Annotated in this window: 25 protein-coding genes; all 25 read left to right on the forward strand. The window is 62.9% G+C overall.

Going from position 1 to position 14,337, the window contains the following annotated elements:
* Positions 1-376 precede the first annotated feature (376 nt).
* On the forward strand, positions 377-748 hold the full coding sequence (gene rpsL, locus JQ621_RS17610; RefSeq protein ID WP_007603006.1) for a 30S ribosomal protein S12: 372 nt from the start codon (positions 377-379) through the stop codon (positions 746-748).
* A gap of 15 nt (positions 749-763) precedes the next feature.
* Positions 764-1,234: a 30S ribosomal protein S7 gene (rpsG, locus tag JQ621_RS17615; RefSeq protein ID WP_212235938.1), complete on the forward strand. Its 471-nt coding sequence runs from the start codon at positions 764-766 to the stop codon at positions 1,232-1,234.
* Between the two features lie 34 nt (positions 1,235-1,268).
* Complete coding sequence (gene fusA, locus JQ621_RS17620; RefSeq protein ID WP_212235939.1) at positions 1,269-3,341, forward strand: elongation factor G; 2,073 nt, start codon at positions 1,269-1,271, stop codon at positions 3,339-3,341.
* A 40-nt stretch (positions 3,342-3,381) separates the two neighbouring features.
* Positions 3,382-4,572: an elongation factor Tu gene (tuf, locus tag JQ621_RS17625; protein WP_212235940.1), complete on the forward strand. Its 1,191-nt coding sequence runs from the start codon at positions 3,382-3,384 to the stop codon at positions 4,570-4,572.
* Between the two features lie 81 nt (positions 4,573-4,653).
* Positions 4,654-4,962: a 30S ribosomal protein S10 gene (rpsJ, locus tag JQ621_RS17630; protein ID WP_002712302.1), complete on the forward strand. Its 309-nt coding sequence runs from the start codon at positions 4,654-4,656 to the stop codon at positions 4,960-4,962.
* Positions 4,963-5,014: 52 nt separating this feature from the next.
* Complete coding sequence (rplC, locus tag JQ621_RS17635) at positions 5,015-5,731, forward strand: 50S ribosomal protein L3 (RefSeq protein WP_212235941.1); 717 nt, start codon at positions 5,015-5,017, stop codon at positions 5,729-5,731.
* A gap of 1 nt (position 5,732) precedes the next feature.
* Positions 5,733-6,353, forward strand: a complete 621-nt coding sequence (gene rplD / locus JQ621_RS17640) for a 50S ribosomal protein L4 (RefSeq protein WP_011088150.1) — start codon at positions 5,733-5,735, stop codon at positions 6,351-6,353.
* Positions 6,350-6,652 carry a 50S ribosomal protein L23 gene (locus JQ621_RS17645; RefSeq protein ID WP_027535292.1) on the forward strand — a complete coding sequence of 101 codons (303 nt, stop codon included), beginning with the start codon at positions 6,350-6,352 and terminating at the stop codon, positions 6,650-6,652. Before rplD ends, JQ621_RS17645 begins: the two co-directional genes overlap by 4 nt.
* A 12-nt stretch (positions 6,653-6,664) precedes the next feature.
* Positions 6,665-7,498 carry a 50S ribosomal protein L2 gene (rplB, locus tag JQ621_RS17650; protein WP_028152985.1) on the forward strand — a complete coding sequence of 278 codons (834 nt, stop codon included), beginning with the start codon at positions 6,665-6,667 and terminating at the stop codon, positions 7,496-7,498.
* 12 nt (positions 7,499-7,510) lie between these two features.
* Positions 7,511-7,789: a 30S ribosomal protein S19 gene (gene rpsS, locus JQ621_RS17655; RefSeq protein ID WP_008136357.1), complete on the forward strand. Its 279-nt coding sequence runs from the start codon at positions 7,511-7,513 to the stop codon at positions 7,787-7,789.
* Between the two features lie 10 nt (positions 7,790-7,799).
* The gene (rplV, locus tag JQ621_RS17660; RefSeq protein WP_057745488.1) at positions 7,800-8,189 is read left to right on the forward strand and encodes a 50S ribosomal protein L22; all 390 of its coding nucleotides are present in this window, start codon (positions 7,800-7,802) and stop codon (positions 8,187-8,189) included.
* Positions 8,190-8,207: 18 nt separating this feature from the next.
* Positions 8,208-8,933, forward strand: coding sequence for a 30S ribosomal protein S3 (gene rpsC / locus JQ621_RS17665; RefSeq protein ID WP_129268065.1), 726 nt, complete (start codon positions 8,208-8,210; stop codon positions 8,931-8,933).
* Between the two features lie 32 nt (positions 8,934-8,965).
* Entirely contained in the window at positions 8,966-9,379 is a 414-nt protein-coding gene (gene rplP / locus JQ621_RS17670; RefSeq protein WP_027535296.1) for a 50S ribosomal protein L16, read from the forward strand.
* A gap of 5 nt (positions 9,380-9,384) precedes the next feature.
* Complete coding sequence (gene rpmC, locus JQ621_RS17675; protein WP_027535297.1) at positions 9,385-9,591, forward strand: 50S ribosomal protein L29; 207 nt, start codon at positions 9,385-9,387, stop codon at positions 9,589-9,591.
* Between the two features lie 13 nt (positions 9,592-9,604).
* Complete coding sequence (gene rpsQ, locus JQ621_RS17680) at positions 9,605-9,853, forward strand: 30S ribosomal protein S17 (protein ID WP_057745481.1); 249 nt, start codon at positions 9,605-9,607, stop codon at positions 9,851-9,853.
* An 84-nt stretch (positions 9,854-9,937) separates the two neighbouring features.
* The gene (gene rplN, locus JQ621_RS17685; protein ID WP_008549246.1) at positions 9,938-10,306 is read left to right on the forward strand and encodes a 50S ribosomal protein L14; all 369 of its coding nucleotides are present in this window, start codon (positions 9,938-9,940) and stop codon (positions 10,304-10,306) included.
* Complete coding sequence (gene rplX, locus JQ621_RS17690) at positions 10,306-10,620, forward strand: 50S ribosomal protein L24 (protein ID WP_212235942.1); 315 nt, start codon at positions 10,306-10,308, stop codon at positions 10,618-10,620. Before rplN ends, rplX begins: the two co-directional genes overlap by 1 nt.
* Positions 10,613-11,170, forward strand: coding sequence for a 50S ribosomal protein L5 (rplE, locus tag JQ621_RS17695; RefSeq protein WP_212235943.1), 558 nt, complete (start codon positions 10,613-10,615; stop codon positions 11,168-11,170). The genes rplX and rplE overlap by 8 nt, the downstream gene beginning before the upstream one ends.
* Positions 11,171-11,216: 46 nt before the next feature.
* Positions 11,217-11,522 (forward strand): 30S ribosomal protein S14, encoded by a 306-nt coding sequence (gene rpsN / locus JQ621_RS17700; RefSeq protein ID WP_212235944.1) that lies wholly within the window; start codon positions 11,217-11,219, stop codon positions 11,520-11,522.
* Positions 11,523-11,536: 14 nt separating this feature from the next.
* A complete protein-coding gene (gene rpsH / locus JQ621_RS17705) occupies positions 11,537-11,935 on the forward strand; it encodes a 30S ribosomal protein S8 (RefSeq protein WP_195803904.1) in 399 nt (132 codons plus the stop codon).
* A gap of 16 nt (positions 11,936-11,951) precedes the next feature.
* Entirely contained in the window at positions 11,952-12,485 is a 534-nt protein-coding gene (rplF, locus tag JQ621_RS17710) for a 50S ribosomal protein L6 (RefSeq protein WP_212235945.1), read from the forward strand.
* A gap of 11 nt (positions 12,486-12,496) precedes the next feature.
* Complete coding sequence (gene rplR / locus JQ621_RS17715) at positions 12,497-12,859, forward strand: 50S ribosomal protein L18 (RefSeq protein ID WP_212235946.1); 363 nt, start codon at positions 12,497-12,499, stop codon at positions 12,857-12,859.
* Positions 12,860-12,903: 44 nt separating this feature from the next.
* A complete protein-coding gene (rpsE, locus tag JQ621_RS17720; RefSeq protein ID WP_194482266.1) occupies positions 12,904-13,497 on the forward strand; it encodes a 30S ribosomal protein S5 in 594 nt (197 codons plus the stop codon).
* Between the two features lie 25 nt (positions 13,498-13,522).
* On the forward strand, positions 13,523-13,717 hold the full coding sequence (gene rpmD, locus JQ621_RS17725) for a 50S ribosomal protein L30 (RefSeq protein ID WP_063682061.1): 195 nt from the start codon (positions 13,523-13,525) through the stop codon (positions 13,715-13,717).
* 48 nt (positions 13,718-13,765) lie between these two features.
* Positions 13,766-14,251 (forward strand): 50S ribosomal protein L15, encoded by a 486-nt coding sequence (gene rplO / locus JQ621_RS17730; RefSeq protein ID WP_212235947.1) that lies wholly within the window; start codon positions 13,766-13,768, stop codon positions 14,249-14,251.
* Positions 14,252-14,337 lie beyond the last annotated feature (86 nt).

Consider the following 14,337-nt stretch of genomic DNA (forward strand, 5'->3'; position numbering starts at 1 on the left):
GATCTCCCAGGGGTCGCAAAGACGGGCACCAACCTCGACGAATGCCGCTCAAACGCTGTCGATCATAGCTAGGCAATGCCAGTGCGATTCTAGTTCTCTTGAGCTTGTTCTCTTGAGATCGAATTCGGATGCATGACCTCAGTGCGCGGGCTGCAGCTTTTTATGCTGGTTGGCCTGAAAACTGCGGTCCTCTGTGGCGTCGTAACGCTTTCCGCTCGGTGATGGAGCGGTTGGCGCAATTTCGCTTTGTGCGGATTGTTCCGTATGAGGTGGCCCGGTCGGGCGGGTAGCACGACAAGAATTTGCGGTCCCGGCAACGGGCTGCGGCAAGACAGCGGATCCGCAAGGGGCCGCGATAACAAAGGGTAAGGCCAGGATGCCGACGATCAACCAGCTGATCGCTCAACCGCGTGAAGTGCAGAAGTCGCGCAAGAAGGTGCCAGCGCTGCAGCAGTCGCCGCAGAAGCGCGGCGTTTGCACGCGTGTCTACACCACGACCCCGAAGAAGCCGAACTCGGCGCTTCGTAAGGTCGCCAAGGTGCGTCTGACCAACGGTTTCGAAGTGATCGGCTACATCCCGGGTGAAGGCCATAACCTTCAGGAGCACTCGGTGGTCATGATCCGCGGCGGCCGCGTCAAGGACTTGCCCGGCGTGCGCTACCACATCCTCCGCGGCGTTCTGGATACCCAGGGCGTCAAGAACCGTAAGCAGCGTCGTTCGAAGTACGGCGCAAAGCGTCCGAAGTAAGCGGGAACCAGCTCCATGTCTCGTCGCCACTCAGCGGAAAAGCGCGAAGTTCTTCCCGATCCGAAGTTCGGGAACATCATCGTCACGAAGTTCATGAACTCGGTGATGTACGCCGGCAAGAAGTCGGTCGCGGAAGGCATCGTCTACGGTGCGTTCGGCATCATCGAATCCAAGACCAAGCAGAACCCGCTCGGCGTGTTCGAGCAGGCGCTCGAGAACGTCATGCCGACGATCGAAGTGCGCTCCCGCCGCGTCGGTGGCGCGACCTACCAGGTTCCGGTCGAAGTTCGCTCGGTGCGCCGTCAGGCGCTGGGCATTCGCTGGCTGATCTCGGCTGCGCGTGAGCGCAACGAGAAGACGATGACGGAGCGGCTTTCGGCGGAGCTCCTGGACGCGTCGAACAACCGCGGGAACGCCGTCAAGAAGCGCGAAGACGTGCACCGGATGGCGGAAGCCAACCGCGCCTTCTCGCACTATCGCTGGTAACGGCGAAACAAACGGACTCGCAAGGAACACCCCCATGCCCCGCCAACATGCCATCGAGGACTACCGTAATTTCGGTATCATGGCGCACATCGACGCCGGCAAGACGACGACGACCGAGCGCATCCTCTATTATACCGGCAAGAGCCACAAGATCGGCGAAGTGCACGAAGGTGCCGCGACGATGGACTGGATGGAGCAGGAGCAGGAGCGTGGCATCACGATCACCTCGGCTGCGACCACCGCGTTCTGGAACGGCAAGCGCCTGAACATCATCGACACTCCCGGCCACGTCGACTTCACCATCGAAGTCGAGCGTTCGCTGCGCGTGCTCGACGGCGCCGTTTGCGTGCTCGACTCGAACCAGGGCGTCGAGCCCCAGACCGAGACCGTCTGGCGCCAGGGCGACAAGTACAAGGTTCCGCGCATCGTCTTCGCCAACAAGATGGACAAGACCGGCGCCGACTTCTTCAAGTGCCTGTCCGACATCGTCGACCGCCTCGGTGCCAAGCCGATCGCGATCCAGCTTCCGATCGGCGCCGAGAACAATTTCAAGGGTCTCGTCGACCTCGTGAAGATGAAGGGCATCGTCTGGAACGACGAGTCCCTCGGCGCGAAGTTCGACTACGTCGACATCCCGGAAGATCTGGTCGAGCAGGCCAAGGAATATCGCGAGAAGATGGTGGAAGCCGCCGTCGAGCTCGACGATGACGCCATGGCCGCCTATCTCGACGGCAAGGAGCCGGACGAGGCGACCCTCAAGCGCCTGATCCGCAAGGCGGTGCTGACCGGCGCATTCTACCCCGTGCTGTGCGGCTCGGCCTTCAAGAACAAGGGCGTGCAGCCGCTGCTCGACGCCGTCGTCGACTATCTGCCGTCGCCGATCGACGTGCCGGCGATCAAGGGCACCGACGACAAGGGCAACGAGGTCGTGCGCAAGGCGGACGACAAGGAGCCGCTGGCTCTGCTCGCGTTCAAGATCATGGACGACCCGTTCGTCGGCACCATCACCTTCTGCCGCATCTACTCCGGCGTTCTGCAGAGCGGCACCGGTGTCGTGAACTCGACTCGCGAAAAGAAAGAGCGCATCGGGCGCATGCTCTTGATGCATGCGAACAACCGCGAGGACATCAAGGAAGCCTATGCCGGCGACATCGTCGCGCTGGCCGGCCTGAAGGAAGCGCGCACCGGTGACACGCTGTGCGATCCCGACAAGCAGGTGATCCTCGAAAAGATGGAATTCCCCGAGCCGGTCATCGAGATCGCGATCGAGCCGAAGTCCAAGGCCGACCAGGAGAAGCTGGGCGTGGCGCTGGCCAAGCTCGCCGCGGAGGATCCGTCCTTCCGCGTGTCGACCGACCAGGAGTCCGGCCAGACCATCCTCAAGGGCATGGGCGAACTCCATCTCGACATCAAGGTCGACATCCTCCGCCGCACCTACAAGGTCGACGCCAACATCGGCGCGCCGCAGGTTGCGTTCCGTGAGCGCGTCACCAAGAAGGCCGAGGTCAAGTACACTCACAAGAAGCAGACCGGCGGTACCGGCCAGTTCGCCGAAGTGTCGATCGTGGTCGAGCCGAACGAGCCCGGCAAGGGCTACGAGTTCGAGTCCAAGATCGTCGGTGGTGCGGTTCCGAAGGAATACATCCCCGGCGTTGAAAAGGGCCTCAACAGCGTGATGAGCTCTGGCGTGGTCGCGGGCTTCCCCGTGGTCGACGTCAAGGTTCAGCTCGTCGACGGCAAGTATCACGACGTCGACTCGTCGGCGCTCGCCTTCGAAATCGCATCGCGCGCGGCTTTCCGCGAAGCGCTGCAGAAGGGCAAGTCCGTCCTGCTCGAGCCGATCATGAAGGTCGAAGTGGTGACCCCGGAAGACTACACCGGCTCGGTCATCGGCGACCTGAATTCGCGGCGCGGTCAGATCCAGGGGCAGGACATGCGCGGCAACGCCAACGTCATCAACGCGATGGTGCCGCTCATGAACATGTTCGGTTACGTGAATAATCTGCGCTCGATGAGCCAGGGTCGCGCAACCTTCACCATGCAGTTCGACCACTACGCAGAAGCGCCGGCCAACGTGTCGGCAGAAGTCCAGAAGAAGTTTGCCTGATTGTCGTCGGTCCAGAGCTGACGATTGAACGGAGAGTCAAATGGCCAAAGCAAAGTTTGAACGTAACAAGCCGCACTGCAACATCGGTACCATCGGTCACGTCGACCATGGCAAGACGTCGCTGACCGCGGCGATCACCAAGGTTCTCGCCGAAGCCGGCGGTGCGACGTTCACCGCGTACGACCAGATCGACAAGGCGCCGGAAGAGAAGGCGCGCGGCATCACCATCTCGACCGCTCACGTCGAGTACGAGACGCCGAACCGTCACTACGCCCACGTCGACTGCCCCGGCCACGCCGACTACGTGAAGAACATGATCACCGGCGCCGCGCAGATGGACGGCGCGATCCTGGTCGTGTCGGCCGCTGACGGCCCGATGCCGCAGACCCGCGAGCACATCCTGCTCGCCCGCCAGGTCGGCGTGCCCGCGTTGGTCGTGTTCCTGAACAAGTGCGACATGGTCGACGATCCGGAGCTGCTCGAGCTCGTCGAGCTCGAAGTCCGCGAGCTGCTCTCGAAGTACGAATTCCCGGGCGACACCATTCCGATCGTCAAGGGCTCGGCGCTCGCCGCTCTCGAAGATTCCAACAAGGCGCTCGGCCACGACGCCATCCTCGAGCTGATGAAGCAGGTCGACGCGTACATCCCGCAGCCGGAGCGTCCGATCGACCAGCCGTTCCTGATGCCGGTTGAAGACGTGTTCTCGATCTCGGGCCGCGGCACCGTCGTGACCGGCCGTGTCGAGCGCGGCATCGTCAAGGTCGGCGAGGAAATCGAGATCGTCGGTCTCCGTGCGACCCAGAAGACCACCGTCACCGGCGTCGAAATGTTCCGCAAGCTGCTCGATCAGGGCCAGGCCGGCGACAACATCGGTGCACTGCTCCGCGGTACCAAGCGCGAAGACGTCGAGCGCGGCCAGGTGCTGTGCAAGCCGGGTTCGGTCAAGCCGCACACCAAGTTCAAGGCTGAGGCTTACATCCTCACCAAGGAAGAGGGCGGTCGCCACACCCCGTTCTTCACCAACTACCGTCCGCAGTTCTACTTCCGCACCACCGACGTGACCGGTGTCGTGCACCTGCCGGAAGGTACCGAGATGGTGATGCCGGGCGACAACATCGCGATGGAAGTGCACCTGATCGTGCCGATCGCGATGGAAGAGAAGCTCCGCTTCGCGATTCGCGAGGGTGGCCGTACCGTCGGCGCCGGCGTCGTCGCTTCGATCATCGAGTAATTACGAGAATAGGGACGGCGAGTAGCGAATGGTCAAATTCGCTATTCGCTATTCGCCACCCAACGAAGAGAGACAACGGCAATGAACGGCCAAAATATTCGCATCCGTCTCAAGGCGTTCGACCATCGTATCCTCGATACGTCGACGCGCGAGATCGTGAACACGGCGAAGCGTACCGGTGCGCAGGTCCGCGGACCCATTCCGCTGCCCACCCGCATCGAGAAGTTCACCGTCAACCGTTCGCCCCACGTCGACAAGAAGAGCCGCGAACAGTTCGAGATGCGCACCCACAAGCGCCTGCTCGACATCGTCGATCCGACCCCGCAGACCGTCGATGCTTTGATGAAGCTCGACCTTGCCGCCGGTGTCGACGTCGAGATCAAGCTCTAAGATTTTGGATCACGTTCGCAGCTTGCGGACAGAAAGAACAGGAAGCACGCCGATGCGCTCCGGAGTGATCGCACAAAAGGTCGGGATGACGCGGGTCTTTACAGAGGCCGGCGAACATATCCCCGTGACCGTGCTGAAGCTCGGCAATTGCCAGGTCATAGGCCACCGCACTGAAGAGAAGAACGGTTACGTTGCCCTCCAGCTTGGTTCTGGCAGCCGCAAGACCGTGTACATGCCCAAGGCAGAGCGCGGCCAGTTCGCGGTCGCCAAGGTCGAGCCGAAGCGGCAGGTCGAGGAGTTCCGCGTCTCCGCGGACGCCATGATCCCCGTGGGTGCCGAGATCCTCGCCGACCACTTCGTCGTCGGCCAGTTCGTCGACGTCACCGGTACTTCGGTCGGTAAGGGCTTTGCCGGCGGTATGAAGCGCTGGAACTTCGGCGGCCTGCGTGCCACGCACGGTGTGTCGGTGTCGCACCGTTCGATCGGTTCGACCGGTGGTCGTCAGGACCCCGGCAAGACCTGGAAGAACAAGAAGATGCCCGGCCACATGGGTGTCGATCGCATCACCACGCTCAACCTGCGCGTCGTTCAGCTCGACGTCGAGCGTGGCCTGATCCTCGTCGAAGGCGCCGTTCCCGGCTCCAAGGGCGGCTGGATTCGTGTGCGCGACGCCGTCAAGAAGCCGCTGCCGAAGGAAGCTCCGAAGCCCGGCAAGTTCAAGGTTGCGGGCGGCGAAGCCGAGGCTGCGGCCCAGCAAGAGGGTGCGTGAGATGGAATTGAAGGTCACCACCCTCGAGGGTAAGGAAGCCGGCTCGGTCCAGCTGTCCGACGCCATTTTCGGTCTCGAGCCGCGCCAGGACATCATTGCACGCTGCGTGCAGTGGCAGCTCAACAAGCGCCAGGCCGGTACGCACAAGGCCAAGGGTCGCGCCGAGATCTGGCGCACCGGCAAGAAGATGTACAAGCAGAAGGGCACCGGCGGTGCGCGTCACGGCTCGGCCCGCGTGCCGCAGTTCCGCGGCGGCGGTCGTGCCTTCGGTCCGGTCGTGCGTTCGCACGCCACCGACCTGCCGAAGAAGGTCCGTGCGCTCGCTCTCAAGCATGCGCTCTCGGCCAAGGCCAAGGACGGCGATCTGCTCGTGATCGACAAGGCCGCGCTGGAAGCCGCCAAGACCAAGGCGCTGCTCGGTCACTTCTCGGGCCTCGGGCTCACCAACGCGCTCATCATCGACGGCGCCGAGCTCAACAATGGCTTTGCAGCTGCGGCCCGCAACATCCCGAACATGGATGTGCTGCCGATCCAGGGCATCAACGTCTATGACATCCTGCGCCGTCAGAAGCTCGTTCTGACCAAGGCCGCCATCGATGCGCTGGAGGCGCGCTTCAAATGACGAAGAACATCGAGGCTCGCCACTACGACGTGATCGTCGCCCCGGTCGTCACCGAAAAGGCGACGCTGGCGTCCGAGCACAACAAGGTTCTGTTCAAGGTGGCCGCGAAGGCGACCAAGCCGCAGATCAAGGAAGCGATCGAGAAGCTCTTCGACGTCAAGGTCAAGAGCGTCAACACGCTGGTCCGCAAGGGCAAGACCAAGGTCTTCCGCGGCAATCTCGGCTCGCAGTCGAACACCAAGCGCGCGATCGTGACCCTCGAAGAGGGTCATCGGATCGACGTGACCACCGGTCTGTAAGGTCGCACGACGATGGCACTGAAGAAATTCAATCCCACGACACCGGGCCAGCGCCAGCTGGTCATGGTCGATCGTTCAGCCCTCTACAAGGGCAAGCCGGTCAAGGCGCTCACCGAAGGCAAGCACTCTTCGGGCGGTCGCAACAACACCGGTCGTATCACCGTGCGCTTCCGCGGCGGCGGTCACAAGCAGACCCTGCGCATCGTCGACTTCAAGCGCGACAAGGTCGATGCTCCCGCGACCGTCGAACGGCTGGAATACGATCCGAACCGCACCGCGTTCATTGCGCTCGTCAAGTACGAAGACGGCACCCAGGCCTATATCCTGGCGCCGCAGCGCCTGGCGGTTGGCGATTCCGTGGTCGCCGGCAACTATGTCGACGTGAAGCCGGGCAACGTCATGCCGCTCGGCAACATGCCGGTCGGCACGATCATCCACAACATCGAGGTCAAGATCGGGAAGGGCGGCCAGCTCGCCCGTTCCGCCGGCACCTACGCCCAGCTCGTCGGTCGCGACCATGACTACGTCATCATCCGCCTGAACTCGGGTGAGCAGCGCCTGGTGCACGGCCGTTGTCGCGGCACGATCGGCGCGGTGTCGAACCCCGATCACATGAACACCTCGATCGGCAAGGCCGGTCGCAACCGCTGGCTCGGCCGCAAGCCGCATAACCGCGGCGTTTCGATGAACCCGATCGACCATCCGCACGGCGGTGGTGAAGGTCGCACCTCGGGCGGTCGTCACCCGGTCACTCCGTGGGGCAAGCCGACCAAGGGCAAGAAGACCCGCTCCAACAAGTCGACCAACAAATTCATTCTCCTAAGCCGCCACAAGCGGAAGAAGTAAGGAACGACGGACATGGTTCGTTCAGTCTGGAAAGGCCCGTTCGTCGAGGGTTCTCTGCTCAAGAAGGCAGATGCCGCCCGTGCGTCCGGCCGTCACGACGTCATCAAGATCTGGAGCCGTCGCTCGACGATCCTGCCGCAATTCGTCGGCCTGACCTTCGGCGTCTACAACGGTCAGAAGCACGTGCCGGTGGCCGTCAACGAGGAAATGGTCGGTCACAAGTTCGGCGAGTTCTCGCCGACCCGGACCTTCCATGGCCACTCCGGCGACAAGAAAGCCAAGAAGGCTTGAGGATTAAACGATGAGCAAACCTAAGCGCGAACGGAGCCTCGCCGAGAACGAGGCCAAGGCGGTCGCCCGGATGCTGCGGGTGAGCCCGCAGAAGCTCAACCTGGTCGCCCAGCTCATTCGCGGCCGGAAGGCTTCCGCTGCGCTCGCCGACCTGCAGTTCTCCCGCAAGCGGATCGCGGTCGACGTGAAGAAGTGCCTGGAATCGGCGATCGCCAACGCCGAGAACAACCACGATCTCGACGTCGATGATCTCGTCGTGGCGCAGGCCTTCGTCGGCAACGGCCTCGTGATGAAGCGTTTTGCCGCCCGCGGCCGTGGCCGCTCGGGCCGTGTCTACAAACCATTTTCGCAGCTGACGATCATTGTTCGTCAGGTCGAAGCCGAAGCAGCAGCGGCTTAAGGGTCGCAGGAGAAAACGATGGGTCAAAAGATCAATCCGATCGGTCTGCGTCTCGGCATCAACCGGACCTGGGATTCCCGCTGGTTCGCCGGCAAGCAGGAATACGGCAAGCTGCTGCACGAGGACGTCAAGATCCGTGAGATCCTGCACAAGGAGCTCAAGCAGGCGGCCGTGGCCCGCATCGTCATCGAGCGCCCGCACAAGAAGTGCCGCGTCACCATCCACTCGGCCCGTCCGGGCGTGGTGATCGGAAAGAAGGGCGCCGACATCGACAAGCTTCGCAAGAAGGTTGCGGACATCACCTCGTCCGACGTCGTCATCAACATCGTCGAAATCCGCAAGCCGGAGCTGGATGCGACGCTGGTGGCCGAGTCGATTGCGCAGCAGCTCGAGCGCCGCGTGGCGTTCCGCCGCGCCATGAAGCGCGCCGTTCAGTCGGCGATGCGTCTTGGCGCCGAAGGCATCCGCATCAATTGCTCGGGTCGTCTGGGCGGTGCGGAAATCGCGCGCATGGAGTGGTACCGCGAAGGTCGCGTGCCGCTGCACACGCTGCGCGCCGACATCGACTACGGCGTTGCGACCGCGTTCACGACCTTCGGCACCTGCGGCGTCAAGGTCTGGATCTTCAAGGGTGAGATCCTCGAGCACGATCCGATGGCCCAGGACAAGAGAATGGCCGAAGGCGAGACCAGCGGCGGTGGTGATCGTGGTGGCCGTGGGCGCCGCGACAACGCTGCGGCCTGATGCCAGCACAGAGAATTTGAGGGCTTAAAGCCATGATGCAACCTAAGAAAACGAAGTTCCGGAAGGCGCATAAGGGCCGCATTCACGGCGTTGCGACTTCGGGCGCGACGTTGGCCTTTGGCCAGTTCGGCCTGAAGGCGACCGAGCCTGAGCGCGTCACCGCGCGCCAGATCGAAGCCGCCCGCCGCGCGCTGACCCGCCACATGAAGCGGGCCGGCCGCGTCTGGATCCGCGTGTTCCCCGACGTTCCGGTGTCGAAGAAGCCGGCCGAAGTCCGCATGGGCTCCGGCAAGGGTTCGCCGGAATTGTGGGTCGCCCGCGTCAAGCCGGGCCGGGTGCTGTTCGAGATCGACGGCGTCAACACCCAGACGGCGCGTGAAGCGCTGACGCTCGCGGCCGCAAAGCTGCCGATCAAGACGCGTTTCGTCGAGCGCATTGCGGAGTAATGGCCATGGCCCAGATGAAGATCGAAGACATCCGCGCGATGAGCCCCGACCAGCAGGACGATGCCGTCCTGAACCTGAAGAAGGAGCGTTTCAACCTGCGCTTCCAGCGTGCCACCGGGCAGCTCGAGAACACCTCGCGCCTGCGCGAGGCCCGGCGGGACATCGCCCGGATCAAGACCGTCGCCGCGCAAGCGCGCGCGAAGAAGAAGTAAGGGGCTAACGGATATGCCGAAACGTACTTTGCAAGGCGTGGTCGTCAGCGACAAGACTGCCAAGACCGTCGTGGTGCGCGTCGATCGCCGCTTCACGCACCCGATCTACAAGAAGACGATCCGCCGTTCGAAGAACTACCACGCGCACGACGAGAACAACGAGTTCAAGCCGGGCGACATGGTCTGGATCGAAGAGACCAAGCCGATTTCGAAGTTGAAGTGCTGGATCGTGATCCGGGGCGAACACAAGAAAAGCGCCTGATCTGTTGGCCTTGGCCGACCGACTTCAGGGAAATGTTGAGCGCCGGCTAGGCTGGCGCAAAGAGAAAGAGGACGAGGTGCATCAATGATTCAGATGCAGACCAACCTCGACGTGGCCGATAATTCTGGCGCACGCCGTGTCATGTGTATCAAGGTGCTCGGAGGCTCCAAGCGCCGCTACGCGACGATCGGCGACATCATTGTCGTCTCGATCAAGGAAGCCATTCCGCGTGGCAAGGTGAAGAAGGGCGACGTGATGAAGGCCGTCGTGGTGCGTGTCCGCAAGGACATCCGCCGCGCTGACGGTTCGGTCATCCGCTTCGACCGCAACGCCGCCGTCCTGATCAACAACCAGGCCGAGCCGGTCGGAACCCGTATCTTCGGGCCCGTTCCGCGCGAGCTGCGCGCGAAGAACCACATGAAGATCATTTCGCTGGCGCCGGAGGTGCTGTGATGGCTGCGAAGATCCGCAAGGGCGACAAGGTCGTCGTGCTGACCGGCCGCGACAAGGGCCGCAGTGGCGAAGTGTTCGAAGTGCGCCCCGAGGCCGGCACGGCGCTCGTGCGCGGCATCAACATGGTCAAGCGTCACCAGAAGCAGACGCAGGCCCAGGAGGGCGGCATCATCTCGAAAGAGGCGCCGATCCAACTGTCCAACATCGCGTATGTCGGCAAGGACGGAAAGCCGACCCGCGTCGGATTCAAGATTCTGGCGGACGGCAAGAAGGTTCGCATCGCCAAGAGCTCGGGAGCTGAGATCGATGGCTGAGACCGCTTACACCCCGCGCCTGCGCGCGGAATACGATGCGAAGATCCGCACGGCGATGACCGAGAAGTTCGGTTATCAGAACGTGATGCAGGTTCCGCGTCTGGACAAGGTCGTGCTGAACATGGGCGTTGGCGATTCCGTCAACGACCGCAAGAAGGCCGAGACCGCCGCTGCCGAGCTGACCCTGATCGCCGGCCAGAAGGCGATCGTGACCTATTCGCGTATCGCGATCGCGACCTTCAAGCTGCGTGAAAACCAGCCGATCGGCTGCAAGGTGACGCTGCGCAAGGCCCGCATGTACGAGTTCATCGATCGCCTGGTGACGGTCGCGCTGCCGCGCGTGCGCGACTTCCGCGGCCTGAACCCGAAGAGCTTTGACGGACGCGGCAACTATTCGCTCGGCATCAAGGAACACATCATTTTCCCCGAGATCGACTTCGACAAGGTCACGGAAGCCCGCGGTATGGACATCACCGTCTGCACCACGGCCAAGACCGACGAAGAGGCGAGGGCCTTGTTGACCGCTTTCAATTTCCCGTTCCGGCAGTGAGACGCTGACCTAAAGCCTCTCAAACGCGGATACCCAGGAGCCAAGCATGGCAAAGAAGAGTTCAATCGAGAAGAACAACCGGCGCAAGCGGATGGCGAAGAACGCCGCCCCGAAGCGCGCGCGGTTGAAGGCGATCATCGCCGACAAGTCGCTGCCGATGGAGGAGCGGTTCGCCGCCACCCTGAAGCTTGCGGAAATGCCGCGCAATTCGTCGGCGACCCGCATCCGTCTGCGTTGCGAGCTGTCGGGCCGTCCGCGCTCGAACTATCGCAAGAACAAGCTGTCCCGTATCGCGCTCCGCGAACTTGGCTCCAAGGGCATGGTCCCGGGCCTCGTGAAGTCGAGCTGGTAAGGAGGGTCGTTTAGATGTCCACGCACGATCCAATCAGCGATCTCATCACCCGCATCCGCAACGCGCAGATGCGCGCCAAGAGCAAGGTCTCGACGCCGGGCTCGAAGATGCGCGAGAACGTCCTCGAAGTGCTCAAGAGCGAGGGCTACATCCGCGGTTACGCGACGCTCGAGCACGCCTCGGGCCGCAGCGAGATCGAGATCGAGCTGAAATATTTCGACGGCGAGCCCGTCATCCGCGAGATCGAACGTGTTTCCAAGCCCGGGCGTCGTGTTTACGCCTCGGTGAAGAACCTGCCGCGGGTCAATAACGGACTCGGTATTTCGGTGTTGTCGACGCCGAAGGGGATCATGGCCGACCACAGTGCGCGTGAAGCGAACGTGGGCGGTGAAGTCCTCTTCACGGTGTTCTGAGAAGGATTTTTGATCCATGTCACGAGTTGGCAAAAAGCCTGTGGCGGTGCCGTCCGGTGTGACCGCGACCGTCGATGGGCAGACCGTCAAGATGAAGGGGCCGAAGGGCCAGCTTCAGTTCGTCGTCCATGACGACGTCGAGGTGAAGCTCGAGAACGGCCAGGTCAAAGTGAACCCGCGGTTCGAGACCAATCGCGCGCGCGCTTTGTACGGCACCGCTCGCGCCCAGGTCGCGAATCTGGTCGAAGGCGTCACCAAGGGTTTCGAGAAGAAGCTCGAAATCACCGGCGTCGGTTACCGCGCCGCGATGCAGGGCAAGAACCTGCAGCTCGCGCTCGGCTACAGCCACGACGTGGTCTACGCGATCCCGGAAGGGATCACGATCACCGTGCCGAAGCCCACCGAGATCACGGTCACCGGCAGCGACATCCAGCGTGTCGGCCAGGTTGCCGCCGAGATCCGCTCCTACCGTCCGCCGGAGCCCTACAAGGGCAAGGGTGTGAAGTATGTGGGCGAATTCATCTTCCGCAAGGAAGGCAAGAAGAAGTAACGGAGCCGGTCATGTCCAAAGCCAAGGTTACCAATGCCCGGCGCAAGCGGAGTGTGCGGCTGAAGCTGCGCCGCTCTGCTGGTGGTCGTCCGCGTCTGTCGGTGTTCCGCTCGTCCAAGCACATCTACGCTCAGGTCATCGACGACCTGAAGGGCGAGACGCTCGCCTCCGCCTCCTCGCTTGAGAAGAACATGCGCGATGGTGGCAAGACCGGCGCCGACATCGATGCAGCAAAGGCGGTCGGCAAGTTGCTGGCCGAGCGCGCCGCCGAGAAGGGCGTCAAGGAAGTCGTGTTCGATCGCGGCAGCTACCTCTACCACGGGCGCGTCAAGGCACTGGCCGACGCTGCGCGTGAGAGCGGGCTGAGCTTCTAACAGAATTTGAGGATTGAGGCGCAAGCCTCTGAAGGATTGGAAAAATGGCAGAACGCGAACAACGTGGTGGACGCGATCAACGCGGCGGCGGGCGTGAGCGCAAGGAGCGCGAGGAGCGCGACAGCGAGTTCGTCGACAAGCTCGTCCACATCAATCGCGTGGCCAAGGTCGTCAAGGGCGGTAAGCGCTTCGGTTTCGCAGCGCTGGTCGTGATCGGCGATCAGAAGGGCCGCGCCGGCTTCGGTCACGGCAAGGCGCGCGAAGTGCCCGAGGCGATCCGCAAGGCCACCGAGTCCGCCAAGCGCAACCTCACCCGCGTGTCGCTGCGCGAGGGCCGCACCCTGCATCACGACATCGCCGGCCGTCACGGCGCGGGCCGTGTCTACCTGCGTGCAGCTCCTGCTGGTACCGGCATCATCGCCGGCGGTCCGATGCGCGCCGTGTTCGAGACGCTCGGCGTCCAGGACGTGGTTGCCAAGTCGATCGGCTCGTCGAACCCGTACAACATGGTTCGCGCGACTTTCGATGCGCTGAAGCACCAGGACTCACCGCGTTCGGTCGCGGCGCGCCGCAACATCAAGGTGTCCACCCTTCAGGGTCGTCGCGTCGGCGGCGATGCCGAGGCGGCTGCGGACTAACCAACGCTTTTCGGAGTAGACCACGATGGCCAAGGCCGCAAAGACGATCAAGCTCGAGCAGACTGGCAGCGCGATCCGCCGCCATCACTCGCAGCGTTCGACGCTGATCGGGCTCAAGCTCAACAAGATCGGCCGCGTTAGCGAACTGCCGGACACCCCGGCCGTCCGCGGCATGATCGAAAAGGTTCACCATCTCGTCCGCATCGTCGACGAGAAGTAAAATTACGCGCATGATCCAGATCATGCGCAAAACACAAGGAGCAGGGCGATGAAGCTCAGCGATATCGCCGACAACGCCGGCTCGCGCAAGAAGCGCATGCGCGTCGGCCGTGGCATCGGTTCGGGCAAGGGCAAGCAGTCCGGCCGCGGCGGCAAGGGCCAGACCGCGCGTTCGGGCGTCCGCATCAAGGGTTTCGAAGGCGGCCAGATGCCGTTGCATCGCCGTCTGCCCAAGCGCGGCTTCAACAATATCTTCCGTGTCGAGTTTGCCGAGATCAATCTCGACCGTCTCCAGGATGCGGTCGATGCCAAGAAGCTCGACGCCGGCAGCGTCGTGAACGTCGAGGCTCTGGTGAAGGCCGGCGTGCTGCGCCGCGCCAAGGGCGGCCTGCGGCTGCTCGGCCGCGGCGAGCTCAAGGCGAAGCTCACAATCGAAGCCCACGGCGCCACCAAGTCCGCGATCGAAGCGGTGGAGAAGGCCGGTGGTTCGGTGAAGATCCTCGCCCCTGCAAAGGAAGAAGGCGAGGCGGCGTAACAACTGCGTCATTGGCCCGCGTCTTGCGGGCCTTTTTCGCATGCGGGACGATGGACTTATCGAAGCCGAAGCCCCAGATAATGTCC

Source organism: Bradyrhizobium manausense (assembly GCF_018129685.1).
GTDB classification, from domain to species: domain Bacteria; phylum Pseudomonadota; class Alphaproteobacteria; order Rhizobiales; family Xanthobacteraceae; genus Bradyrhizobium; species Bradyrhizobium manausense_D.

Excerpts from the sequence above, each read along its gene's own strand:
- rpsL (WP_007603006.1), top strand. The coding sequence starts at position 377 with ATGCCGACGATCAACCAGCTGATCGCTCAACCGCGTGAAGTGCAGAAG.
- rpsG (WP_212235938.1), top strand. The coding sequence starts at position 764 with ATGTCTCGTCGCCACTCAGCGGAAAAGCGCGAAGTTCTTCCCGATCCG.
- fusA (WP_212235939.1), top strand. The coding sequence starts at position 1,269 with ATGCCCCGCCAACATGCCATCGAGGACTACCGTAATTTCGGTATCATG.
- tuf (WP_212235940.1), top strand. The coding sequence starts at position 3,382 with ATGGCCAAAGCAAAGTTTGAACGTAACAAGCCGCACTGCAACATCGGT.
- rpsJ (WP_002712302.1), top strand. The coding sequence starts at position 4,654 with ATGAACGGCCAAAATATTCGCATCCGTCTCAAGGCGTTCGACCATCGT.
- rplC (WP_212235941.1), top strand. The coding sequence starts at position 5,015 with ATGCGCTCCGGAGTGATCGCACAAAAGGTCGGGATGACGCGGGTCTTT.
- rplD (WP_011088150.1), top strand. The coding sequence starts at position 5,733 with ATGGAATTGAAGGTCACCACCCTCGAGGGTAAGGAAGCCGGCTCGGTC.
- JQ621_RS17645 (WP_027535292.1), top strand. The coding sequence starts at position 6,350 with ATGACGAAGAACATCGAGGCTCGCCACTACGACGTGATCGTCGCCCCG.
- rplB (WP_028152985.1), top strand. The coding sequence starts at position 6,665 with ATGGCACTGAAGAAATTCAATCCCACGACACCGGGCCAGCGCCAGCTG.
- rpsS (WP_008136357.1), top strand. The coding sequence starts at position 7,511 with ATGGTTCGTTCAGTCTGGAAAGGCCCGTTCGTCGAGGGTTCTCTGCTC.
- rplV (WP_057745488.1), top strand. The coding sequence starts at position 7,800 with ATGAGCAAACCTAAGCGCGAACGGAGCCTCGCCGAGAACGAGGCCAAG.
- rpsC (WP_129268065.1), top strand. The coding sequence starts at position 8,208 with ATGGGTCAAAAGATCAATCCGATCGGTCTGCGTCTCGGCATCAACCGG.
- rplP (WP_027535296.1), top strand. The coding sequence starts at position 8,966 with ATGATGCAACCTAAGAAAACGAAGTTCCGGAAGGCGCATAAGGGCCGC.
- rpmC (WP_027535297.1), top strand. The coding sequence starts at position 9,385 with ATGGCCCAGATGAAGATCGAAGACATCCGCGCGATGAGCCCCGACCAG.
- rpsQ (WP_057745481.1), top strand. The coding sequence starts at position 9,605 with ATGCCGAAACGTACTTTGCAAGGCGTGGTCGTCAGCGACAAGACTGCC.
- rplN (WP_008549246.1), top strand. The coding sequence starts at position 9,938 with ATGATTCAGATGCAGACCAACCTCGACGTGGCCGATAATTCTGGCGCA.
- rplX (WP_212235942.1), top strand. The coding sequence starts at position 10,306 with ATGGCTGCGAAGATCCGCAAGGGCGACAAGGTCGTCGTGCTGACCGGC.
- rplE (WP_212235943.1), top strand. The coding sequence starts at position 10,613 with ATGGCTGAGACCGCTTACACCCCGCGCCTGCGCGCGGAATACGATGCG.
- rpsN (WP_212235944.1), top strand. The coding sequence starts at position 11,217 with ATGGCAAAGAAGAGTTCAATCGAGAAGAACAACCGGCGCAAGCGGATG.
- rpsH (WP_195803904.1), top strand. The coding sequence starts at position 11,537 with ATGTCCACGCACGATCCAATCAGCGATCTCATCACCCGCATCCGCAAC.
- rplF (WP_212235945.1), top strand. The coding sequence starts at position 11,952 with ATGTCACGAGTTGGCAAAAAGCCTGTGGCGGTGCCGTCCGGTGTGACC.
- rplR (WP_212235946.1), top strand. The coding sequence starts at position 12,497 with ATGTCCAAAGCCAAGGTTACCAATGCCCGGCGCAAGCGGAGTGTGCGG.
- rpsE (WP_194482266.1), top strand. The coding sequence starts at position 12,904 with ATGGCAGAACGCGAACAACGTGGTGGACGCGATCAACGCGGCGGCGGG.
- rpmD (WP_063682061.1), top strand. The coding sequence starts at position 13,523 with ATGGCCAAGGCCGCAAAGACGATCAAGCTCGAGCAGACTGGCAGCGCG.
- rplO (WP_212235947.1), top strand. The coding sequence starts at position 13,766 with ATGAAGCTCAGCGATATCGCCGACAACGCCGGCTCGCGCAAGAAGCGC.